We start from the raw sequence: 22,556 nt of genomic DNA on the forward strand, positions 1-22,556 counted from the left end.
GCTACCTCGAACCGGAGAAGGTCGCCGGGTTCGTCGAGTTCGAACGATCCCAGCTGGGGCGAGCACATCGCCATCTTCCTGCGCCCCGAGCACTGGATCTCCGCCGACCTGGGCCCCTTCTGAACTCACCAGCCGAGGCTCACCTGGTACGACTCCAGCCACGCGTTCAACCGGACCGGGGTTTCGTCGTGCAGCGCGCGTTCGATCATCGACGGCGACCGCTTCACCGGCGCCGCCAGGTGCTCGTGGATCGCGTCGAGGTCGAACAGCGGCAGGCCCGGTGACCCCGGATCGGCCACCACCTCGCCCAGCTCCTGCTTGATCATCCGGTCGTAACCGGGATCCTGCGTCGACGGGTAGGGCGCCTTCCGCCGCTCGGCGATGGACCGCGGCAGCAGGTCCTCGGTCGCCGCGCGCAGCAGGCTCTTCTCCCGCCCGTCGAAGCTCTTCGTCGACCACGGTGCGTTGAACACGTACTCCACCAGCCGGTGGTCGCAGAACGGCACGCGCACCTCCAGCCCGTTGGCCATGCTCATCCGGTCCTTGCGGTCCAGCATGATGGGCAGGAACCGGGTCAGGTTCAGGTAGCTCGCGACGCGCATGCGGTGCTCGTGCGCGCTCTCCGACTCCAGGTGCGGCACCTCCGCCACCGCCGTCCGGTACTGGTCGTCGATGTACTCACCCAGCTTCAGCTCCGCGACCAGGTCCTCGTGCAGGAACGCGGTGGCCTCCTCGGTCACCGGCCGCTCGCCGAGCACGTGCCACGGGAAGGTGTCCCCCGCGACCGCGCGCTGGTCGTGGAACCACAGGTACCCGCCGAAGATCTCGTCCGCGGACTCCCCGGACAGCGCCACGGTCGACTCGCCCCGCACCGCCTGGAACAGCAGGTACAACGACGGGCCGTGGTCGCCGATCCCGTACGGCAGGTCCCAGGCGGCCCACGCCGCCGACCGCACGTCCGGCGAAGCCAGCTTGGCGTTGTCCAGCAGGATCTCCCGGTGCTGGGTGCCCACGTGGTCCACCAGCTCCGCCGCGTACGGCGCGTCCGGCGCTTCCCGGAAGATTTCCGGCTGGAAGTTCTCCACGTGCCCGACGAAGTCGACCGAGAAGCTCCGGATCCGGCCGCCGCGACCGGAGTTCAGCGCGCCCTGGGCGAGCGCGGTCAGCGCGCTGGAGTCGAGTCCGCCGGAAAGCAGCGTGCACAGCGGCACGTCGGCCACCATCTGCCGGGGCACGATGTCGTCCAGCAGCCCGCGCACCGCGTCGACACTGGTGGGCACGTCGTCGGTGTGCGGCCAGGCCGCCAGCTCCCAGTACTTCTCCTCGACCCGGCGGCCCGCGCGGACCCGCAGCACGTGACCGGGGCGCACCTCGTACATCCCGGCCAGCGGCGTCTGCCCGGGAACGCGCAGGAACGACAGCACGTCGCGCAGCCCGTCGAGGGAGAGCACCGCCCGGCTCTCGGGGTGCGCCAGCACGGCCTTGGGCTCGGAACCGAACAGCACCCCGTCGCGGAGCGGGTAGTAGAACAGCGGCTTGATGCCCAGCCTGTCCCGGTACAGCAGCAGCTCCTCGGCGCGGCTGTCCCAGATGGCGAAGGCGAACATGCCGTTCAAGCGCCCCACGAACCCCGGCCCCCACTCCAGGTATGCCCGCAGCACCACCTCGGTGTCGCTCCTGGTCGCGAAGCGGTGGCCGTGCAGTTCCAGCTCGTCGCGAAGTTCACCGAAGTTGTAGACCTCACCGCTGTAGCTGATCGCGGCCAGCGGGGTGCCGTCGGGCAGGGTCTCCGGGGTGAGCATGGGCTGGGCGCCGCCGTCGAGATCGATCACCGAGAGCCGACGGTGCCCGAGCGCGACGTGCCGCCGCAGCCACAGGCCCTCGTCGTCCGGGCCGCGCAGCGCCATCGTGTCCACCATTTTCCGGAGCACGCCGGCCTCACCGGTGAGATCGCGATCGAAGTCGGCCCAGCCGACGATTCCGCACATCACATACCCTTCGTTGTCATTTCACCGTTGTTGGGTATCCCATTCGGCGGCGCCCACACGAGCCTGCCGCCGGAATTTGGTTGTCAATTCAAGTATTTCCCGTCTGCCGTGCCCGGCGTGGCGGATGACCAGGGGACGGTTTACGCCGTTCGGCGGAGTGGCCGGGCCGCCGAACGGCGGGTGCCGCCCCGGCGATTTCCCAGCCGCGCCGGGGTCGGCAAAACTAGGGAACTGGTGGTCGACAAGGCCGCCCGTCTGCGGTACAGGTTGAACGAAGAGCGGACGGCAGACCGACGAGCGGGGGGAAAGTCCACCGGAGGGAATGCAGTGCCGGAGCCAACGCAGCAGGACGTCAGGAGCGCATTCGACGGAAAGTTCCCGTCGACGGAAAACATCAACACCGTGATCGTCGTCGGAGCCGGGCTGGCCGGCCTCGGCGCGGCATTCGAACTCGCGAAACGCGGAATCCAGGTCACCGTGTTCGAGGCGAGCGGACAACCGGGCGGGCGGACGCGAACACTGCGCCACCCGTTTTCCGACGGCCTTTACGCCGAGGCCGGCGCGATGACGGTTACCGAGAATTGTCACTACACCATGCACTACCTGAAGGAAATGGGCCTGGAAATCGCGCCCAGCGACCTGGTGGACACCGATTTCAGCTATTATCGCAACGGCAGGCGGATCCGGCCTGACCAGATCGCGGCCCACGCGGACGAACTGGGGCTGCACCCGGCCGAGCGCGACCTCTCGGTCCAGGAGATGATCGCCCAGTACGTCACCACGCCGAACGAGGGCATCGGCCCGGAGCTGGTGGAACTCACCTGGACGCCGACCCCGCGCCTGCTCGAACTCGACCGGATCTCCGTGCGCGAGATCCTCGAGCGGCGGGGTGCCTCGGCTGCCGCGATCAGCCTGATGGAGCCGCTTTTCCTGGAGATGCGCGGCGGTGAGCTGGAGTCCGCCTCGGCGATGGCCTGGGCCCGCTACGAGTCGGGCCCGCGGGCCCTGTCCACCGCCGGCGCCGAGTGGCACAAGATCAAGGGCGGCACCGACATGCTCGCGCGGGCACTGGCCCGCCAGATCGAGGACCGCGTCCACTACGGCAAGCCCGTGGTCCGCATCGCCCAGGACGAGCACGAGGCGCAGGTGAGCTTTCTCGACCACGACCGGATCCGCACCGCGACCGCCGACCGCGTCATCGTCACCGCGCCGTTCAGCGCGCTGCGCCGGGTCAATCTGTCGATGGCCGGGCTGTCCGCGGAAAAGCATTCGGCGATCCGCGGGCTCCGCTACTGCTCGGCCGTGCGCGTTTTTCTCCAGATGCGCCGGAAGTTCTGGCCGGAGGACAAGCTGATGCTGTCCACGGACACCGCCATCTGCACGGTCCGCGACGCCACCCCGCGATCGCCGGGGCGCCGGAAAATCGTGGAATGCTGGCTGACCGGATGGGCGGCTCAGGCCGCGGCACAACTGAGCGAGGAAGACCGGGTCAATTTCGCGCTGACCCAACTCGAACCATTGTTGCCGGGCGCCCGCGACAATTTCGAAATCGGCACCTCGGTGGCCTGGGACAACGAACCCCATATCGAAGGCGCCTACATCCTGCCGGAAACCGGCCACGCCGATCTCATGGCGAACACCAGAAAACCCGAGGGCCGGATTCATTTCGCGGGCGAGCACACCGCATTCGAACCGAATGGCGGATCGATGAATTACGCGCTGGAGTCGGCCGCGCGAACCATGGTCGAACTTTCCGCCGCCTGACATAACCGCTCCGGCCTGTGGGTAAATGTACCCACGGGCCGGAGCCGTGGCAATGCGCCGGTTCTGGGACAGTGTTACCGTTGGTTCCGCCGATTTGCACAGCTGAATAGTCACTTTTAGTCACCAATGACGGTACTGGGGATCACTGGTACTGGGAATCGAGCGAGATCATCGGAGAAGGAGACGGCGCATTGCTCCACCCTGGTCCACATGTGCTGGTCGTGGCGGACTGCGAGGGCGTCGAGGAGATGGTCAACGACCTCCGCCGCCACGGCTTCGAGGCCGAGGCCGCCTCGACCGGCGCCGCGGCGATGGCCTCCTACGCCAGCTTCGACGTGGTGCTCATCGATCTGGACCTCACCGACTTCGACGGGCTCACCCTGTGCCGGGAGATCCGCAACGCCAGCGACATACCGATGATCGGCTTCGCCTCCGTCCGTGAGCTGGACCGCGTGCTCGCGCTGGAGGGCGGTTGTGACGACTGCATCGCGAAGCCGTACCGCAGCCGGGAGCTGATGGCCCGGCTGGAAGCGCTGCTGCGGCGGGTCCGGATGGCCACCCAGCCCAAGCTCAACGCCGGGCGGCTGGAAATCTGCCCCGCCCTGCGCGAGGTCAAGCTCGCCGACCGGCCGGTCGACCTGACCCGCAAGGAGTTCGAACTGCTGCGCCTGCTCGCCGCCGAACCGGACAAGGTGTTCACCAGGGCGGAGCTGCTGCGGCGGGTCTGGGCCTACGACAACGTCGGCGACGAGGTGACCTCGCTGGCCAGCCGGACCATCGACACGCACCTGAGCAGCATCCGCAAGAAGCTCGGCTCCGCGCACTGGATCATCACCGTCCGCGGGGTCGGCTTCCGGTTCAACGAGAACACCCCCGAACCGGACCCCGCCGACGCGGGCCGGTCCGGCGGAGCGGCCGGATGACCTCATCCGGCCCGCCGCCTCGCCGGGGTCAGGTCGCGGTCGTGGTGCCGGACGAACTCCTCGATGATCGCGTCCTGGTCGCGTCGCGGGTCGCGGCCCCGGCAGGCCGCGTCCAGCACCTCGCTCGCCTCCCGGTGCACCCGCTGCGCCACGTCGTATGGCACGTTTGTGAACGCCACCAGCTGGTAGAGCGGGGTGAACAGGTCGGGGTGCTGCTCGTGCAGCCGCGCCTCCAGCGCCCGGCGCGCCAGGAACGACCTGCTGTTCACGTGGTTCGACAGCTCTTCGAAGTTGCGCAGCGAAAGCTCGGCCAGCGCGTGCCCGGCCGCGACCCGCGCGTCGCTGTACTCCTCGGCGACGGTTTCCGCGACCGGCCCGCTGTCACCGCTGCTGGCGAACTGGAACTTCTCCAGCAGCCGGGCCAGCGTGGCGACGTCCTCGAAACTGCAGTTGATGCCCTGTCCGAAGAACGGCACCACGGCGTGCGCGGCGTCGCCGACCAGGATCGCGCGCCGGTGGTGGTACGGGCCGCAGTTGACGATCCGCAGCAGGCCGGGCCCGCGCGTGGTCAGGTCCTTGCCGACCCCGGCCATCCGCACGAACACGTCGGGGAACTCGGCCGCGCAGTGGGCGCGGACCTGTTCCGGTGAGGTCAGCTCCGAGAAGTGCCGGTGCCGCGCGCCACCGGCGAGCGGTTTGAACAGGCTGGTGGTGAAGGTCTGGTCCCGGTTCGGCTGGGATTGCAGGAAGTGGTCGTCGCGCGGCCACAGGTGCATGCCGGTGGGATCGGCGTCACCGTAGTCCATGGTGATTTCCGCGTAACCGTGCGGAATCGTGTCGCGGTCCACCCACAGCTCGGCGGGGTGGTCGGTGGCGATGGCGCCGCGCACCGCGCTGTTGGCGCCGTCGCAGGCGACCAGCAGGTCACCGGCGACCCAGGTGGTGGTGCCGTCGGTGCTTCGCAGCAGCGCGGCGGGACGGCCGGGGTCGACGTCCACGCACGTCAGCCCGTAGTGGATGCGGGCGCCCGCGCGCAGTGACTGGTCGCGCAGGATGTCCTGCAGCACGCCACGTGGGATGGACAGCAGGTGGTGCGCGTTCGTGGCGCCGTAGGGCTGGGTGGAGATGGCGCCGTCGCGGTGGTGGATGATCCGCTTGACCAGCACCGAACCCTGCAGGTAGAGCCGCCGCTTGACCGAGGCGGGCAGGCAGTCGAGCCCGCGCGAGGTGAGGGTGAGGTTGAACGAGTGGCCGGACCCGGTGCCCGCCGACTCCGCACCCCGCTCGAACACGTCCACCTCCAGGCCCTGCCGCCGCAGCAGCGTGGCCAGTGCGCAGCCCACCGGCCCGGCCCCGATGATCACCACCGAACGCGGCTCTTGCTCAGGCATGACGACCTCCCGGATCGGCCGCGGCCGGTGGCGGCACGGCCCCGGCGGCGCGGAAGTACTCGAACATCCGGCGGATCCAGCCCGGGTCCGCCGGTGGTGGCGGGCAGCCGACCTCGGTCAGCGCGCGCCGGGTTCTCTCGTTGCCGAACGTGATCGCGCCCAGGCGCAGCACGCCCTCGCGCATCAGCGGCACCAGCGGGCCCAGGCCCTGGCCACGTGTCTCGGCCTGCCGTTCCAGCTCGGCCATCCACCGGGTCTGGGCGGTGGGCGCGGTCGGGTAGCCCTCGGCGCGGATGGTGTGGACGATGGTGGGCCAGTCGAGACCGTCCGCGTGGTAGAGGTGCCAGGTTTTGTTGTCCGGCTTGCCTTCGGACAGCGCGACCAGCGCCCGTGCCACGTGGTCGACCGGCAGCAGGTCCACCGCCGGTGCCTCGGTGATCTCCTCGGGGTAGCAGCCGAGCAGGGCGAATCCCTTCATCTGCAACCAGAAGAAGTCGTCGTGCCGGCAGGCCCCGGTCCGGCTGTGCCCGGCGATGCGGCCGACGCGGTGCAGCGTGACCGGCAGCCCGGCGCGCCGCGCCGCCAGCGCGAGCTGTTCGGCCACCCACTTGCTCTGGGTGTAGCCGATGCCCAGTGACGCCGGGTCACCGGGAACCGCGTCCTCTTCGACCAGGCCGGTGGTGTCGTCGGGCGGGAACACACCCAGGGTGGAGATCAGGCGCAGCGGCGTGCGGTTGACCGCGCAGAAGCCGAGCAGCTGCCGCAGTCCGTCGACGTTGGTGCGCTTGACCGTGGGGTACGGCACGACGAAGTTGATGTGCGCGGCCGCGTGGTAGACCTCGGTGACTTCCCGCGCCTGCGCCTCGTAGTCGTCGAGGCCGAACCGCGGTTCGGCGAGGTCGCCGAGGCAGACCTCGGCTTCGTCCAGCCGGGACGGTTCGATGGCGAACTTCTCGAACGTCTCACGCAGGCGTTCCCGCGCGGCGGCGACGCTGTCCGCGCGGATCAGGCAGCGCACGCGGTGCCCGGTCCGCTGCAACTCGTCGAGCAGGTGACTGCCCAGGAAACCGGTGGCGCCGGTGAGCAGGACGACCCCGTCCGCCGGCTCCCGCCGCTCCCCCACGACCAGCTCGCCGAGCTGGGCTTCCGCGCGGAGATCGAGTTCCGCCGCGGTGTCGCCGAGGCTGTGCGTCATACCGGGCACGGTCGGGGTGTTCAGCAGCGCCGACAAGCCGACCTCGGTGCGGAAGCGCTGCTTGACCAGTCGGTGCAACCGGGCCGCGAGCAGCGAATTCCCGCCGAGGGCGAAGAAGTCGGCATCCCGGGTCGCCGGTGGCTGGTCCAGCACCTGTGCCCACAACTCGGCCATTTCACGCTCCTGGCCGATCCAGTCCGCGGGTTCTTCCGGGGGTGCCGCGACCGGGATGGCTTCGAGCGCGCGGCGATCGGTTTTGCCGTTCACGTTCACCGGTATGGCGTCGATCCTGGTCACCTGCCGGGGCACCATGTAACCCGGCAGCACGGCCCCGAGCCGGGTGCGCCAGTCCGGCGGCGGCTCGTCGGGACTCCGCACGAAGGCACGCAGCACGAGGTCCTGGCCGGAGGACACCGCGATGGCCGCGGCCGCGTCCACCCCGAGTTCGCGTTCCAGCGCGGCCTCGACCTCACCGGGTTCCACGCGGTAGCCCTGGATCTTGACCTGGTCGTCCTCCCGGCCGCGATAGTGCAGGCGCCCGTCCGGGGCCAGCACGACAACGTCACCGGTCCGGTACATCCGGTGTCCTGGCACGAACGGATCGGGCACCATGGCCTGCCGGGTCTTCTCCGGCAGCCCGAGGTAACCGGGCGACACGACCGGGCCCGCGACGCACAGTTCGCCCTCCACACCGAACGGCGCGACCTGCGCCGCCTCGGTGTCGCTGAACACGTAGGCGTCGACTCCCGGCACCACCCGGCCGATCGACGGCAGCGTCGGCCACTCGCCGGGATCGGCCGGAAGCCGGTCCTCACTGCACAGGTGCGCCTCGGACGGGCCGTAGGCGTTGATCAGCCGGGCGTCGGGGCACCGCCGGAACATCTCGCGCAGGTCGTCGGTGACCACCAGCCGCTCACCGGTGACGTACACCTCGCGCAGGTCCGGCAATTCCACTGTGGACGAACTCAGCACGGCGGCCAGTTCCCGCAGCGCGACGTACGGGAAGAACACCCGCTCGACGCGCTCTTCGGCCAGCACCGCCGCCAGTTCCTCGAAATCGGTGCGCGCGGACTCGGGCGGGACGATCAGCGTGCCGCCGTTGCCCAGTGCCCCGAACACCTCGATCGCGAACACGTCGAAGGCCGGCGGCATGTACTGCAGCGTGCGCATCGGCCTGCCCGCCTGGTTGTGCACCAGGTTGGCCAGCGTCGCCTCGGTCAGCTCGACGCCCTTGGGGCGGCCGGTGGACCCGGAGGTGTAGACGATGTACGCGGTGTCCTCCGGGGTCTTCCGGGGGCCATCCACCGAACCGCCCGCGTCCGGCAGTTCACGCAGCACGATTCGCGCACCGCAGTCCGCCAGCTGGAAGTCCAGCCGTTCCGCCGGTTGACCGGGATCGAGCACGACGTAGGCGCCACCGGCGAGCAGAATGCCGAACACCGCCGTCACCAGGTCGAGCCCGGGTGGCATCAGCACCGCCACCGGCTGCCCGTCGCGAACGCCCCGGGCGGCCAGGCCGGCGGCGACGCCCGCGGCGCGGCGCGCCAGTTCGGCGTGGTCCGTGACCGTGCCGTCCGCGACGACCGCCGGTCCTTCGGTGGCCGTGAGCAGGTCCGTGGTCAGCTCGGTGCCCAGTTCGGGGGCGGCGGTCCGGCGTGCGCACAGCTCGGTGATGGCCCGCTCTTCCTCGATGCTCGTCCACCGCAGGTCGCCGACCTTCTCGTCCGGGTCGGTGAGCACCGACTCGACCAGCGTTTCCAGGCGCTGCGCCAGAAACCCGGTGAACGCCTCGCCTTCGGCCGAAGCGGTCGCGTGCTCGACGATCAGCGTGTACCGGTCCGGCCGCTCGTCCACCACGATCGCCAGGTCGTACTTCGCCCCGCCCGGCGGGTGCTCCCAGGTCTCCACGTCCCAGTCACGCAGGTTCAGGCTCCGCGCCTCGTGCGGCATCACAGTGACCATCGCGTCGAACAGCTCACCGGACCCGGACGCGCGAAGCTCGCTGACCACCGACTCCAGCGGGGTGTGCCGGTGCCGCAGCGCGTCGAGCAGGTCGCGCTTCACCGACCTCAGGACGTCGCGGGCGGTGCCGTCGCGCTCCAGCCGGTGGCGCAGCACCACCGTGTTGGTGAGGTGGCCGATCACCTCGGCGTCGCCGGTGTCGCGGACGCTGATCGGCACCCCGAGCAGGAGATCGTCCTGCCGTGTCTGCCGGTGCAGCAACACGAAGCACAGCGCCACGAAGAACATGCTGGTGGTGACGCCTTCGGCAGCGCAGAACTCCTTCACCCGCGCGGAAACCCGGTCGTCGAGGGCCAGGTGGTGGGTGACGTTCCGCCTCGGCTGCTCGCCGGGCAGCCCGATCGGGACCGCCACCGGGGCGTCCGCGAGCTTGTCCGCCCAGTACCGCGGCGAACCCACGCGCCGCGACCAGCGTTCGTAGGCATCTTCCGCCTGGCGTTCCGGCCGCAGCGCGGGTTCGCGGCCGTCGAACAGCGCGGTGTAGGCAGCTTCGAGCTGACGCAGGTAGGTCTTCCAGGACAGGCCGTCGAACACGGTGTGGTGGATGTTGAACACCAGCACGCTCGGCCGCCCATGGCCGAGCCGCAGGTGGCGCACCCGCGCGAGCGGACCGTTGTGCAGGTCGAACACGGTGCCCGCGATGTCGGCGACCTGCTCGGCCACCCAGGTTTCCTCGTCACCGCCGGGGAACGCGCGCACGTCGACGATCGGCTCCAGCTCCTCGTGCACCACCTGCCGCAGTTCGCCGTCGGCTTCGAAGGTGGTGCGCAGCGCCGAATGCGCCCGGTGCACGATACGCAGCGCGTCGGCGAGCGTGGTGTGGTCCAGCGGCACACGCGGGCGCAGCACCAGCGGCTGGTTGTACGCCGTGGGATCGGCTCCGTAGGCACTGGCGAACCACAGGCCGGGCTGGGCCGGTGACGCGGGCAGCCGCCGGGTCGCTGGTCGCAGGCTGGTGGTGGTCATCTCAACCTCAAGCACGCTTGGTGCGGATCAGGTCGGCGACACCGTGTGCGGTGCCCGCGCCGACAATCTCGTCAGGTGCCAGCACGACGCCGGTCAGCTCCTCGAGCCGGGCGCCGAGGTCGATCAGGTGCAGCGAGGTGATCCCGCGTTCGAGCAGCCGGTCGTCCGGGCCGATCTCCTGGTTGCCCGCCACGTCGGTCAGCGTCGAGTGCACCACCGCCGTGAGACGGTCGGCGGGGCCGTCCGCGCTCGCGCGGGTTTCCAGGCGGGAGGCCAGTGCCTTCCGATCGATCTTGCCGTTGGTGTTGCGGGGGAAGGACTCCAGGGCCAGCACGCGCGAGGGCACCATGTAGTCGGGCAGCCGCGCACGCAGGTGCTCCAGCAGGTCGTGGTCGGAGAACTCGTGGCCGGGCGACGGCACGCACCACAACACGAGCTGGTCCCCGGCGGCCTGCGCCACGGCCTGGTGGATCCCGGGAAACGCCTCGGCGGTCACCTCGACGTGCCGGGGCTCCACCCGGAAACCCCGGACCTTGAGCATCTGGTCGGTACGCCCGGCCAGCACGATCTCGCCCGCCTCGGTCAGCTTGGCCAGGTCACCGGTGCGCAGCAGACGCCCGCCCTCGTGCCGGACGAACTTCTTCTCGGTCAGCTCCTGGTCGCCGAGATAACCCAGCGCTACCCCCTCACCCGCGATGCACAGTTCGCCGATCACACCGGGCGGGCATTCGTCGAGCGCCTCGTCGCGCACGGTCATCTCCACCGACGGCATCGGTCTGCCGACCGGCACCTCCGCGCTGGTCAGGTCCGCCGCGGTGATCTTGTGGACCGCGGTCAGCGCCGAGTTCTCCGTGCAGCCGAAGGCGTTGAACAGGTCGCCGCCGATCACCGCGAGCGCGCGTTCGAGGTGATCGGTCGACGGGAAGTCCCCGCTGACGATCACCGAGGACGCCTGCGCGATGGTCTCCGGGTGGTGCTCGACGAGCAGGTTGAACAAGCCGACCGGCAGGTTCAGCACGGTGGTCCGCTCACGCTCGATCAACCGCGCGAGGTCGCCGAGCGGCGGCACGTCCTGCGGTGCCACGCTGAGCCGCCCACCCCGCAGCAGGCAGGTCCAGATGTCGGTGGTCGACGCGGCGAACGCCGGTTGCGCGAGTTGCAGGAACCGGTCCCCGGGACCGGGGGTGAACCCGGTGAGCTTGCGCGCGACCCTGTCGATCCCGCGATGGGCGATCACCACGCCCTTGGGCGCGCCCGTCGAGCCCGAGGTGAACAGGATGAACGCGGGCGCCTCGGGGAACGACTTCGGCCGCACCGGATCCGCGGGCAGCTCCGCCGCTTCGGCGAGCAGGTCCGCCACCGGCACGCACGACTCCTCGGGCAGGCCGTCGGGTGCCTCGCCATCGGTCACCGTGAGGACCGGCGCGGCGGCGCGGACCATCTGCGCCTTGTGGTCGCCGGGGTGGCGCGGGTTGAACGGCACCACCACGAGCCCGGCCTTGAGAATGCCGAGGAACACCTCGTAGGTGGCGAGGCCGCGCTCCAGGTGCACGCCGACCGGTTCCCCCGGTAGCAGGTGACGGGCGTGCAGTGCTCTGGCCAGCTGGTTTGTCACGGCGTCGAGTTCGGCGTAGGTCAGCGTGGCCGGCCCGTCGGAGATCGCTTCACGGGAGGCGTGCTCCCGTGCCGCGGCGGCGAAGGCCTGGTCGATCGTCATCGCGAAGTCACCGGTCCTTCCGTGGTCCGTAGCTGCTCCAGGCAGGCCCGGCCCAGTGAGGTCGACGGGTCCGCGAGGTCCAGCGGCAGGTCGAAGTGGTCCCGGCCGGGCACGATCCGCCCGGTGACCGGGACCTCGTGTGCGCTCAGGTGCGCCAGGTACCGCTCGTGCTGGCGCAGGTAGGTCGGCGTCTCGTGCTGCCCGGCGGCGAGCAGCACCGAGTCGCACGCGGGCGCGGGCATCCGCAGCGGACTGCACTCGCGGGCCAGCGCGGGCGTCAGGCCGAGCGCGTCGTTGACGTAGGTGCGCGGGATCTCGGTGAGGTCGTAGAGCCCGCTCAGCAGGCACGCGCCGCGCACGCGCGGGGTGTCGCCGATCGCCAGCGCCGCGGCGAGCAGGTGCGCGCCCGCGCTGCTGCCCGCGACGTGCAGGCGCTCCGGGTCGATCCCGTACCGCGCCCCGGATTCGGCGAGCCACGACAGGGCACGCGCCACCGAGGTGATCATCTCGGGCAGCGTGCGGGCGGGCGCGAGCCCGTACCCGACGGCCACGAAGGTGTACCCACCGGCCACGGCGTCCGACGCGGCGAAGCAGGCGTCGTCGATACCGGACTCCTGCCAGTGACCGCCGTGCACAAAAACCAGCGCCGACGGGCCACCGGGGAACACGTGGCAGCGCTCGCCGGGATCCGTCCCGTACGGCACCGCCTCGTCCACGTCGAGCCGGGCGCGGGCGGCGTCACCGCGTGCCCGGTACCGCCGCAGCGACCCGTCCGGATCGCGGGCGGCCGAACTCGGCGAGTACCCCGGATCGAGTTCACGCATCGGGCTTGCGCCCCTCGATGACCCCGTGCGGTGTCCAGCCCTCGTTGTGGACGCGCTTGATGTCGGTGAACCCGGTCGCGGTGAGCCATTCCTCGTGCTCGTGCCATTCGTAGATCGTCGAATCCTCCGACGGCAGCGTCGCGAAGTAGACGTTGTCCAGCGCGCTGTAGAGCGGGCCGCTCCCGTCGTCCGAGGCGAAGGCGTTGAACACCACCACCCGGCCACCGGGCTCCAGGGCCTCATACGCCTGCTTGAGCAGCGCCTGGTTCTGTTCCGGCGACCAGATCACGAACTGGTGGGCGAACAGCACCATGTCGTACCCGGCGGGCATGGGATCACCGAACATGTCCCCGGCCGCGACGTCGATCCGGTCACCGAGCCCGGCGGCGGCGATGTTGTCCCGCGCCACCTCGATGGCTCCTTCGAGATCGAACACCGTCGCCTCCAGGTGCGGATGGGCGCGGGCCAGGGCGATCGCGTTGACCGCGCTGCCCCCGCCCACGTCCAGCAGCCTGCGCACGCCGGTGTAGTCCACCTGCCGCAACAGCACCGGATTGGACAGCTCCGACCACGAGTGCATGCCCCGGTAGAACAGGTTCTCCAGCTCCGGGGTCTGTTCGAGCCGCGCGTAGAGATTGGTGCCGGACCCCGGCACGTGCTTGAGGCCCTGGTTCGTCCCGGTCCGCAGCGATTCGGCGTACTCGTGGGCGGGGCCGTAGGACAGCTGCTGCTGGAAGTCGATGATGTTGCGGATCAGCGGCCACGTGCCGTCGTCGAACGCCGCGCGCAGCTGCCCGGACAACGCGTACCGGTTCTCCTCGCGTTCGGTCAGCCCCAGCGAGGTGGTGCCCAGCAGCAGCTTGCGCGCCGACTTCACCGGCAGGCCGAGCCCGCCGGCCACCTGGTCGCAAGTGGACGGTCCGTTCAGCGTGAGGTACTCGAACAACTGCAGCTCCGACGCCGCCCGCAGCTGCTGGAAGGCGGCGAACCCGAACAGCACCGGCACCAGCGAACTCAGGTCGACCGGTTTGGTCAGGGTGTCGCTGCCCGTGCGGTGATCCATCGTGCTCCTCCGTCGATCGGTGGTCTCGGTGGTCATCCCGGCGGCTAGAGCCGGGTGCGGAAGGTCCACAGCTCCGGGAAGAACCGGTGCTCGTTGATGGCGCGCAGCCAGGACGCCCCGTCGCTGCCGCCGGTCCCGCCCTTCCCGCCGAGCATGCGTTCGACGACGAGCAGGTGCGTGGCCCGCCAGCAGGAGAACTGGTACGCGACCTCCAGCAGCGCCTCGGCCAGCCGATGCGCGTCGGGATGCCGTTCCGGGTGCCGGTAGATCTCCAGCCACGCGTCCTCGACCAGGGAACTGGGCTCGTGCTGCCGCGTGGTCGGGCCGTCCACGCAGTCCGCCGGCATGGAGAACCCCTGCCGCGCCAGGTACCGCAGCGCCACGTCGTACAGCGACGGCTTGGCCAGCTCGGCGCGCAGCAGCGTGTGCCCGTCCTGGTGCGCGGCCTCCACCTGGCGGCGCGGCCGGTTGCCCATCACGAACTCCAAGGTGCGGTAGGCGAAGGACTGCACCCCGGAGGCGTCGTTGAGCACGTGCCGGAACGCCACGAACTCGTCGGCCGACATGCCGTTGAGCGACTCCCAGCAGCTCACCAGCACACGCTGGGTGCGCGTGGCCCGGGACAGCGCGAGGCAGGCACGCGGGACGTCATCGTGCTGCAGCGCCTGGCGAGCGCAGTCCAGATCGTCGATCACCGCGCGGAACAGCAGTTCCTTGACGTGGCTGAGCAGGATGAAGTTCAGCTCGCCGCGCGCTTCGCTGCGCGGGTGCTGCAACTGGTGCAGCTCGTCCATCCTGGCGTAGGCGACGTACTCGGGTGCCTGGGTCATCGCGCTCCCTCCACGGCGTGGCTCAGTGCGTCCACCGCGCGCCGCACCTGGTCGTGCGTCACGTACAACGGCGCGAAGGCGAACCGGATCAGGTCGGGATGCCGGTGGTCGACGAGCACACCGCGCTCGGCGAGCGCGTGTTCGATCCGCTCGGCATCCGGGACGCGGAGCGCGAGGTGCGCACCGCGGGACTCGGCGTCGCGCGGCGAGACGAGTTCCCGCAGCAGATCGGGGCGACGCTCCCCGAGGTGGTCCACGAAGGTCTCACCGAGCGCGCGGCTGCGCTCGCGCAGTTCGTGGATACCCAGCTCGACCAGCGGGTCGATGGCGTGGTCCAGGCCGATCAGGCTGAGCAGCGGCGGGGTACCGGTGCGCGCCCGATCCACGTCCGGCGCGGGTTCGAACCCCGGCACCATCGCGAACGGCCTGGCGTGCCCGTGCCAGCCGGTCAGCGGGAAATCCACTGTGGACTGGAGCCGGGCGGCCACGTACAGGAAGGCGGGCGCGCCCGGTCCGCCGCCGAGGTACTTGTAACCACAGCCGACCGCGAGGTCCACGTCGTTGGCGTCCAGCCCGGTCGGCAGCACCCCGGCGGCGTGGCTGAGGTCCCACACCGTCACCGCTCCGGCGGCGTGCGCCAGCGCGGTCAGCACGCCGATGTCGCGCCGCTCCCCGGTGCGGAAGTCCACCGGCGCGGCGACCACCGCGGCCACCCGAGGGCCGTGCTCGGCCAGGTAGACGTCGAGATCGCGGCCGGATTTGACAACAAGCTGTCGGTTCGACAGCCGTGCCACCGAGTCGGCGATGTACAGGTCGGTGGGGAACGAGTCGGCGTCGACGAGCAGTTCCGGCCGCTCGCGCAACCGGCAGGCGGCCACCATGGCGTTGAACAAGGTCGACGAGGTGGTCTCCCCGGCGACCACGACCTGTCCGGCCGCGGCGCCGAGCAGGGTGCCCAGCTTGTCGCCGATCGTGCGCGGCAGGTCCAGCCAGCCGTCCTGGAACCAGCTCTGCACCTGGCGGCGCGCCCACTGCTCCGACACCACGCGGTCCAGTTCCGCGATCAGGCTTTCCCGGGGCGGGCCGAGGGAATTGCCGTTGAGGTGGATGGCGCCGCCGGTGTCGAAGCCGGTGGCCAGCTCGCGCACGGCGGTCATGACGCACTCCGGTCGACCCATACCTGCGAGGTGACGCACACGCTCGCCTGGCCGTCTCGGATTTCGCCGGTGCAGTGGAAAACGGACTCGTTGCCGCGTCGCGTGACCTGGCGGACCGTCACCGGTGCCGGGTCGCCGTCGGTGTAGCGCAGCCCGGTGGCTCCGAGCGCGGCGGCCGCGGGGAGGCAGCCCGCGTCCTCGGGCAGGCCGAAGCCGGGGGCGAACACGCGGGCCAGCACCTCGTGCTTGTCCGGATCCCAGCGGAAGAGGGTGAAATCGGTGATGCCCAGTTCCCGCATCCGGTCCAGATCCGGCGCGGGCAGCGTCCGCGGGTCCTCGCTGACGCGGAAGAAGTTGAACGCCCTGCCGACCCCGCCCGCGTGGCCGATGCCTTCGTAGGAACCGAAAACCTCCGGGTCGTGCGGCAGTTCCTGGTGCACGGCCGGGCCGTCGAACGGCACCCGGACGGTGCGGCCGTCGGTCCACAGCCACTGGCACCCCGCCTCGGCCGCGCGCCCGACCTCACCGGTGGGCAGGGTGTGCTCCCGGACCAGGCACGCGGCCACCCCGGCCAGCGAGTGCGTGGCGAACGGGGTTTCACCGTCGGTGTTGAAGATCCGCGACCCGAATGTCCTTTGTGCTCGGGAGACGTCGCTGACGAGCGCGTTCTCGTCCGCGTCCCGGCGCTTCGCGTGCGCGGCCGCGGCGGCGAGCGCGGTGTCGTCGCACGGCCCGTCCGGGACCAGCACGTCCAGCGTGCTCCCCCGGCCCGGCGCCGCGCCGAACATGTCCACTGTGGTCACTCGCATGACTTGCCTGCCAGGTGCTTCTCGGCGAAATCGACAACTACCTGTTCGTCGCCCTGATAGGGCTGGTCGGGGCGCGGCCAGTGCACGACGAGGTCGGTGAACCCCGCCTGGGCCAGCTCGCCCGCGGCGTCCTCGTAGGCGGCCACCGAGCCGGTGATGCCGCCGGCCGACGCGTCGGCCACGAAGATCCTGTTCAGTGACGCGGGATCGCGCCCCGCCCGCTCGCAGGCCGCGTCCACGCCCCGCACCTGCTCGCGCAGGGCGGGCAGTACCTCGGGCAACGGCCGTCCGCTGAAGTCACCCGGCGGGCCGGAAGTGACCCAGTACTGGGCGAACCCGGCGGCCAGTGCCATTCCCCGCGGTCCGGTCGCGGCCAGCGCGAACGGCAGCCGCCGCCCGTCCCCGGCGCGCGGGTGGAAGGTCACGCCGTTCGCGGTGTACCACCGTGAGGAACGGTCCACGTCGCCCCGGACGAGCACCGCGTCAAGCAGCTCGACGAACGCCTCGAACCGGTCGGCACGCTCGCCGGGACTCAGCGGCTCCTCGCCGAGCAGACCCACGTCGTGGCCCGGCGCCCCGGCCCCCAGTCCGCAGATCAGGCGCCCTTCGGCGATGTCGTCCACGGTGACCAGGTCCTTGGCCAGTGCCACGGGATGGCGGAAGTTCGGCGTGGCCACCAGCACGCCGAGCCCGATCGAACCGGTGGCGGTGGCCGCGGCGGTCAGCGTCGGGATCGAGGCGTACCACCGGCGGTCGGCGAACCAGCGCCACATCAGGTGGTCGTAGGTCCACGCGTGGTGGTAACCGAGCTGTTCGGCGGCCCGCCAGCGCTCGCCGGCGGCCTTCCACTCGTGCTCGGGCAGCACCACGATGCCGTGCTTCATGAGCGCACTTCCTCCAGCCGCGTCTCGGAAACCAGGCGGGTGGCCCGGTCCAGCACCTCCAGCACCCCGGTGACCAGCGGCTTCATCAGCTCGTCGGAGTCGCCGGATACCACCGGGTGGTGGCGCCCGCCGACGTTGGGGTACAGCCCGTTGTGCGTCAGGTCGGTGGCCAGTTCCTCGAGCCGCGATTCGAGCTGCGAGACCAGTTCGACGTGGCTCACCGGGCGGCGGATGGTCAGGAAGAAGTTGTCGTAGAGGTCCTCCTTCTCCCTGGACACGGTCACGCCCGGCGCACCGGCGGACTGCTGCAGCAGGGAACGCCCGTCCGGCACCAGGTGGCCGGCGATGTGGTCGTGGGTCACGCCGTTGCGCGCCACCGCCTCCTCGAGCGCCGCGCAGTCGTGCTGCCAGGGCAGCTTGCCCCGGAACAGCTTGCGGACCGGGCGGTAGTCCGGCGCCCAGGTCCCGCTGAACGACGGGTGCTGCAACACCATCCGCACCCGGGTGTGGGCGTGGTAGTGCGCACGCGGAACGGTCGACGAGTAGAGCAGCATCGCGCTGTACCCGTCGACGCAGGCGGTCAGCAGCTCGAGTTCGCGTTCGCCGGGCGAGTCGTCGGGATGACGCCAGACCACGTCGCACATCGCCCGCCACAACACGAAGGAGACCTGGTGGCCGACGATCCAGCGGAACCAGAACAGCTGCTGGGCGTCGACCGGGTGGGCGCCGAAGGCGTCGTAGCCGGGCAGTTCCCGCGCGGCCGGTTCCCCACCGTGCGCGGCGTCCGGCCAGGTTTCCAGCGCGTGGCTCGTCGGCGGCATGAACAACAACCGCGGCACCAGCACCGGCGGGCAGTGCCCGTTCGTCACCTGCTCGACGCCCCGCCTGCTCACGAGTCCGCTCCGGTGAAACAGACGAACTCGAGTTCGAGGCCGTTGGGATCGAGCACGTACAGGCTCTGCATGCCGTCGTCGTCCACCACGATGTCGGTCGGCGGTTCCTCGCGCGCCCAGCCGGCGTCCACCCGCTCGCGGGCCCGCAGCCACTGCTCGCGGAGTTCCACGAGCTGCTCGGGCTCGTCCACTGTGATGCCGACGTGCTGGTACTGGTAGCCGAGCGGATCGGGGCCCGCCTGGCTGTGCCCGGCACGGTCGAACACGTGGAACCGCAGGTCGCCCTTCTTCAGTTCGACCAGTTTCCGGATTCCGGGTAACCGCTCGTGGGTGAGCGGCGAGAAACTGTCGAGTGACCACTCCACCGTGGCGCCGAGGAATTCGCGGTACCAGGTGATGGTGGCGTCCATGTCATCGGTCTGAATGGCGAGGTGGTGCACTCTCGGCGCGATCTCAAGCCCGTTCATCGGATGCCCTTCCGTCGCGAATGCGCACTTCTCATGCTCGGCGCCCGGCCGCGTCCGGTGCAATCAAATGATCTTCAAGGAACTCACAAATCCTTGGCAGCGGCAGTCGTTCACCCCACGCCACGACGCTTGCACCCGGGGTGAACGACTGCGCCGCGGCATTCCGCGAGTACTGCACCGGGTGCACTCCGCGCCGACCAGGCCGCCGGGTATTCCGCCGATCGAATTACCCGGTTGTGACGATGGGTCAGCTCAACGGGGTTTGACGAGGAGTTCAAAGTCTTTTGAGTGTGCCGCCCCGGTGGCCCGCATTACCGTCGGGTCAGCAGGAAAGGACAAAAACAACCGATTCGAACGGGAGACGTGATGACGATCCGCCCGGATTCCGCGGGCACCGCGGTGGTGGGGTTCGATCCGGTCGACCGCCGGTGGCTGCCGGAACCCGAGGCGACCAGCCTGTCCTTCGCCACCGCGCCCGAACTCGACGGTGAGCTGCTGGTCGACCCGGCCGCCCGTGACGCGGCCGCCACCGATCTCGGCAACATCGCCGACCGGCGGCCGTGCGCGGTGCTGCGACCGGGTTCGGCGGACGACGTCGCCGCGATGATCCGCTTCTGCCGTGCCTACGCCATCACGGTGTCGACCAGGGGGCAGGCGCACACCACCTACGGTCAGGCGCTCTCGGCCGGGCTGGTGATCGAAACCCGGTACCTGGACCGCATCCACTCGCTCGGGCCGGAACTGGCCGAGGTGGACGCGGGAATCCTCTGGAAGGACCTGGTCACCGCCGCCTTCGAGCACTCGCGCACGCCACCGGCGGTCACCGGGTACACCGCGCTGACCGTGGGCGGCACGCTCTCGATGGGCGGACTCGGCGGACTCGTCGGCGGGCTGCGCTCCGGGCTCCAGGTCGACCACGTGCGCGAACTCGAGGTGGTCACCGGGGCGGGCGAGATCGAACGCTGCTCCCCCGGGCGGAATCCCGAACTGTTCGAAGCGGTGCTGGGCGGGCTCGGCCAGTGCGGCGTGATCACCAAGGCGGTCGTGGAACTGGTACCCGCCAGGGAACGCGCCCGCACCTACGTGCTGGGCTACACCGACAACGCGGCGTTCTTCCGCGACCTGCACGAGGTGATCGACCGTCCCGGCATCGACCACGTCTACGCCGAGTTGTACCCGCCGGGCGCCGATCCCACGCACAAGCTCTACGCGACGGTGTTCTACAACGAGGGCACGCCACCGAACGACGAGGCCGCCACCGGCGGACTCAGCGTCGAACCGGTCGTCGACGACACCGGCTATCTCGACTACGTCTTCTCCATCGACACGTTCGTCGACGACATGCGGGAGAACGTGAGCTGGGACCGGCTGCTCAAACCGTGGTACGACGTGTGGCTGCCGGGTTCGGCCATCGAGAACTACGTGGCCGAGGTCCATCCGGCGCTCACCCCGCGCGACATCGGGCCGTACGGGATCAGCCTGATCTACCCGCAGCGGCGCAAGCACCTGACCCGGCCGTATCCGCGGGTCCCCGAGCCCGACGGCTCCTCATGGGTTTTTGTGCTCGACCTCAACACCACCTCCGCCGAGCCGGGCCCCGATCCGGTGTTCGTCGAAGAGATGCTCGACCGCAACGCGCGGATGTTCTCCCGCGCCCGCGACGAATTCGGCGCGGTGCTCTACCCGATCGGCTCGGTGCGGTTCACCGCCGAAGACTGGCGCACCCACTACGGCGAACGATGGCCCGCGTTCTGTGCCGCGAAGACCAAGTTCGACCCCGGCGGCGTGCTCTGCCCCGGTCCCGGCATCTTCCCGAACAACTGACCCGCAGGGGGTAGCCGCATGCTTCCGTCCAAACCCGAACTCCAGGGCACCTCCGGCGCCGTGGCCAGCACGCACTGGCTGGCTTCGGCCACCGGGATGCGGATCCTGGCCAAGGGCGGCAACGCCTTCGACGCCGCCATCGCCGCCGGTTTTGTGCTCCAGGTGGTGGAACCGCACTTCAACGGCCCCGGCGGTGACGTCTCGATCGTGGCGCACCGGGCCGGGCGCGACGACGTCCAGGCCATCTGCGGTCAGGGCCCGATGCCCGAGGCCGCCGGCATCGACGCCTTCTCCGAGCTCGGGCTGAACTCGATCCCCGGGTCCGGTCTGCTGCCCGCCTGCGTGCCCGGCGCGTTCGGCGGCTGGATGCGGCTGCTCGCCGAGTTCGGCACGATGCGCGTGGCCGACGTGCTCGAACCGGCCATCGGGTACGCCGAGCACGGTTTCCCGCTGCTGCCGGAGACCGCACGCGCCATCACCGTGCTCGCCCCGCTGTTCCAGCAGGAATGGCACGGTTCCGCCAGGACCTACCTGACCGGCGGGCCCGCGCCCGCGGCGGGCAGCCGGTTCCGCAACCCGGCGCTCGCGCACACCTACCGGCAGCTGATCAAGGCGGCCGAGTCCGCGTCCACCGATCGCGACGCGCAGATCCAGGCCGCGCACGACGCCTTCTACCGGGGATTCGTCGCCGAGGAGATCGTCGAGTTCCTCGAGTCCGGCCCGATGCTGGACGCCACCGGCAGGCGGCACCGCGGCCTGCTCACCGCCGACGACCTGGCGGGCTGGCAGCCGACCGTGGAGAACGCCCCGAGCCACCACTACGGCCCGTACCAGGCGTTCAAGCCCGGCCCGTGGTCGCAGGGCCCGGTGTTCCTCCAGCAGCTCGCGCTGCTCGACGGCTTCGACGTGGCCCGGATGGGACCGGGCAGCGCGGACTACCTGCACACGGTGGTGGAGTGCACCAAGCTCGCGATGGCCGACCGTGAGGCCTGGTACGGCGACCCGGCCTTCAGCGACGTCCCGCTGGCCGGACTGCTCGACCCGGAGTACACCCGGCAGCGCCGCGCACTGGTCGAGGAGAAGGCAGCGCCGGAACTGGTGCCCGGTGAGCCCGGCGGCCGCCGCTCGTTCCTGCCGCCACCGTCCACATCGGACACGGTGACCGCGGACCAGGAGTGGCAGTTCCAGCTGCAGAGCGGCCTGCCGACGATTCTGCAGGCCACCACGGCCAAGGCCGACACCTGCACGGTCACCGCGGTCGACCGGCACGGCAACCTGGTGGCCGCGACGCCCAGCGGCGGCTGGCTGAAGAGCTCACCCGCGATCGGCGCGCTCGGTTTCCCGCTGGGCACCCGCGGGCAGTCCATGCACCTGGTGGACGGGCACCCGAACTCGCTGGCGGGCGGGAAGCGGCCGCGCACCACGCTCAGCCCGACCGTGGTGCTCCAGGACGGCGAACCGTTCGTCGCCTTCGGCACCCCGGGCGGCGACCGGCAGGACCAGTGGACGCTGCAGTTCTTCCTCAACGTCGCCGACTTCGGGTTCGACCTGCAGAGCGCGACCGAGACCACGACCTTCCACACCGACGGTGTGCCCGCGTCGTTCACCCCGCACGCGTGCCGTCCCGGTGTGCTGGTGGCCGAGGAGACCTGCGACCCCGGCGTGGTGCGGGACCTCGAAAGCCGCGGCCACGAGGTGGAACTGGTGCCGGAGTACTCGCTGGGCCGGGTCTGCGCCACCGGGATCACCCCCGGCGAGGGCTTCGTGCGCGCCGCGGCGAGCCCTCGCGGCAGGCACGCCTACGCGGTGTGCGAGTAGGAGAGACGACCCCCTGAAGGG

At 70.5% G+C, this 22,556-nt stretch carries 16 protein-coding genes; 4 read left to right on the forward strand and 12 right to left on the reverse strand.

From position 1 onward, the window contains the following. Positions 1-125: 125 nt before the first annotated feature. The gene (gene asnB, locus YIM_RS24915) at positions 126-1,931 is read right to left on the reverse strand and encodes an asparagine synthase (glutamine-hydrolyzing) (protein WP_228003997.1); all 1,806 of its coding nucleotides are present in this window, start codon (positions 1,929-1,931) and stop codon (positions 126-128) included. On the opposite strand from asnB, the gene YIM_RS24920 reads away from it, so the two are divergent. Both YIM_RS24920 and YIM_RS24925 read left to right on the forward strand, forming a co-directional pair. Next, positions 1,845-3,752 carry an NAD(P)/FAD-dependent oxidoreductase gene (locus YIM_RS24920; protein WP_228003998.1) on the forward strand — a complete coding sequence of 636 codons (1,908 nt, stop codon included), beginning with the start codon at positions 1,845-1,847 and terminating at the stop codon, positions 3,750-3,752. The two genes, asnB and YIM_RS24920, sit on opposite strands and share 87 nt — an antisense overlap. A gap of 221 nt (positions 3,753-3,973) precedes the next feature. Beyond that, complete coding sequence (locus tag YIM_RS24925; protein ID WP_228003999.1) at positions 3,974-4,675, forward strand: response regulator transcription factor; 702 nt, start codon at positions 3,974-3,976, stop codon at positions 4,673-4,675. 2 nt (positions 4,676-4,677) lie between these two features. Here the strand turns inward: YIM_RS24925 and YIM_RS24930 are convergent, their stop codons facing one another. Genes YIM_RS24930 through YIM_RS24980 form a run of 11 tightly spaced genes read right to left on the reverse strand, consistent with a single transcriptional unit; the run spans position 4,678 to position 18,893 of the window. Further along, complete coding sequence (locus YIM_RS24930) at positions 4,678-6,066, reverse strand: NAD(P)/FAD-dependent oxidoreductase (protein WP_153032640.1); 1,389 nt, start codon at positions 6,064-6,066, stop codon at positions 4,678-4,680. Then, the gene (locus YIM_RS24935; protein WP_153032641.1) at positions 6,059-10,249 is read right to left on the reverse strand and encodes a thioester reductase domain-containing protein; all 4,191 of its coding nucleotides are present in this window, start codon (positions 10,247-10,249) and stop codon (positions 6,059-6,061) included. Before YIM_RS24935 ends, YIM_RS24930 begins: the two co-directional genes overlap by 8 nt. Before the next feature lie 7 nt (positions 10,250-10,256). Further along, complete coding sequence (locus YIM_RS24940; protein ID WP_153032642.1) at positions 10,257-11,966, reverse strand: amino acid adenylation domain-containing protein; 1,710 nt, start codon at positions 11,964-11,966, stop codon at positions 10,257-10,259. Next, entirely contained in the window at positions 11,963-12,790 is an 828-nt protein-coding gene (locus YIM_RS24945) for an alpha/beta hydrolase (RefSeq protein WP_153032643.1), read from the reverse strand. Before YIM_RS24945 ends, YIM_RS24940 begins: the two co-directional genes overlap by 4 nt. Next, entirely contained in the window at positions 12,783-13,853 is a 1,071-nt protein-coding gene (locus YIM_RS24950) for a methyltransferase (protein ID WP_153032644.1), read from the reverse strand. The genes YIM_RS24945 and YIM_RS24950 overlap by 8 nt, the downstream gene beginning before the upstream one ends. Before the next feature lie 44 nt (positions 13,854-13,897). Beyond that, positions 13,898-14,683: a tryptophan 2,3-dioxygenase gene (locus YIM_RS24955; protein WP_153032645.1), complete on the reverse strand. Its 786-nt coding sequence runs from the start codon at positions 14,681-14,683 to the stop codon at positions 13,898-13,900. After that, on the reverse strand, positions 14,680-15,840 hold the full coding sequence (locus YIM_RS24960) for an aminotransferase class V-fold PLP-dependent enzyme (protein ID WP_153032646.1): 1,161 nt from the start codon (positions 15,838-15,840) through the stop codon (positions 14,680-14,682). Before YIM_RS24960 ends, YIM_RS24955 begins: the two co-directional genes overlap by 4 nt. Continuing rightward, positions 15,837-16,649, reverse strand: coding sequence for a phenazine biosynthesis protein PhzF (locus tag YIM_RS24965; protein ID WP_228004000.1), 813 nt, complete (start codon positions 16,647-16,649; stop codon positions 15,837-15,839). The genes YIM_RS24960 and YIM_RS24965 overlap by 4 nt, the downstream gene beginning before the upstream one ends. Next, a complete protein-coding gene (locus YIM_RS24970) occupies positions 16,640-17,533 on the reverse strand; it encodes an LLM class flavin-dependent oxidoreductase (RefSeq protein ID WP_153032647.1) in 894 nt (297 codons plus the stop codon). The genes YIM_RS24965 and YIM_RS24970 overlap by 10 nt, the downstream gene beginning before the upstream one ends. After that, positions 17,530-18,426 carry an L-tyrosine 3-hydroxylase gene (locus YIM_RS24975; RefSeq protein WP_228004001.1) on the reverse strand — a complete coding sequence of 299 codons (897 nt, stop codon included), beginning with the start codon at positions 18,424-18,426 and terminating at the stop codon, positions 17,530-17,532. Before YIM_RS24975 ends, YIM_RS24970 begins: the two co-directional genes overlap by 4 nt. Further along, entirely contained in the window at positions 18,423-18,893 is a 471-nt protein-coding gene (locus YIM_RS24980) for a VOC family protein (RefSeq protein ID WP_153032648.1), read from the reverse strand. The genes YIM_RS24975 and YIM_RS24980 overlap by 4 nt, the downstream gene beginning before the upstream one ends. 366 nt (positions 18,894-19,259) lie before the next feature. Between YIM_RS24980 and YIM_RS24985 the strand changes: the two genes are divergently transcribed. Beyond that, entirely contained in the window at positions 19,260-20,717 is a 1,458-nt protein-coding gene (locus tag YIM_RS24985; RefSeq protein ID WP_153032649.1) for an FAD-binding protein, read from the forward strand. An 18-nt stretch (positions 20,718-20,735) separates the two neighbouring features. Beyond that, positions 20,736-22,535, forward strand: a complete 1,800-nt coding sequence (locus YIM_RS24990) for a gamma-glutamyltransferase family protein (protein ID WP_153032650.1) — start codon at positions 20,736-20,738, stop codon at positions 22,533-22,535. The last annotated feature ends 21 nt before the right edge of the window (positions 22,536-22,556 follow it).

This window comes from Amycolatopsis sp. YIM 10, assembly GCF_009429145.1.
Classification (GTDB): domain Bacteria; phylum Actinomycetota; class Actinomycetes; order Mycobacteriales; family Pseudonocardiaceae; genus Amycolatopsis.

Coding starts and splice junctions, on each gene's coding strand:
- YIM_RS24930 (WP_153032640.1), bottom strand. CDS start 6,066: ATGCCTGAGCAAGAGCCGCGTTCGGTGGTGATCATCGGGGCCGGGCCG.
- YIM_RS24935 (WP_153032641.1), bottom strand. CDS start 10,249: ATGACCACCACCAGCCTGCGACCAGCGACCCGGCGGCTGCCCGCGTCA.
- YIM_RS24940 (WP_153032642.1), bottom strand. CDS start 11,966: ATGACGATCGACCAGGCCTTCGCCGCCGCGGCACGGGAGCACGCCTCC.
- YIM_RS24945 (WP_153032643.1), bottom strand. CDS start 12,790: ATGCGTGAACTCGATCCGGGGTACTCGCCGAGTTCGGCCGCCCGCGAT.
- YIM_RS24950 (WP_153032644.1), bottom strand. CDS start 13,853: ATGGATCACCGCACGGGCAGCGACACCCTGACCAAACCGGTCGACCTG.
- YIM_RS24955 (WP_153032645.1), bottom strand. CDS start 14,683: ATGACCCAGGCACCCGAGTACGTCGCCTACGCCAGGATGGACGAGCTG.
- YIM_RS24960 (WP_153032646.1), bottom strand. CDS start 15,840: ATGACCGCCGTGCGCGAGCTGGCCACCGGCTTCGACACCGGCGGCGCC.
- YIM_RS24965 (WP_228004000.1), bottom strand. CDS start 16,649: ATGCGAGTGACCACAGTGGACATGTTCGGCGCGGCGCCGGGCCGGGGG.
- YIM_RS24970 (WP_153032647.1), bottom strand. CDS start 17,533: ATGAAGCACGGCATCGTGGTGCTGCCCGAGCACGAGTGGAAGGCCGCC.
- YIM_RS24980 (WP_153032648.1), bottom strand. CDS start 18,893: ATGAACGGGCTTGAGATCGCGCCGAGAGTGCACCACCTCGCCATTCAG.
- YIM_RS24985 (WP_153032649.1), top strand. CDS start 19,260: ATGACGATCCGCCCGGATTCCGCGGGCACCGCGGTGGTGGGGTTCGAT.
- YIM_RS24990 (WP_153032650.1), top strand. CDS start 20,736: ATGCTTCCGTCCAAACCCGAACTCCAGGGCACCTCCGGCGCCGTGGCC.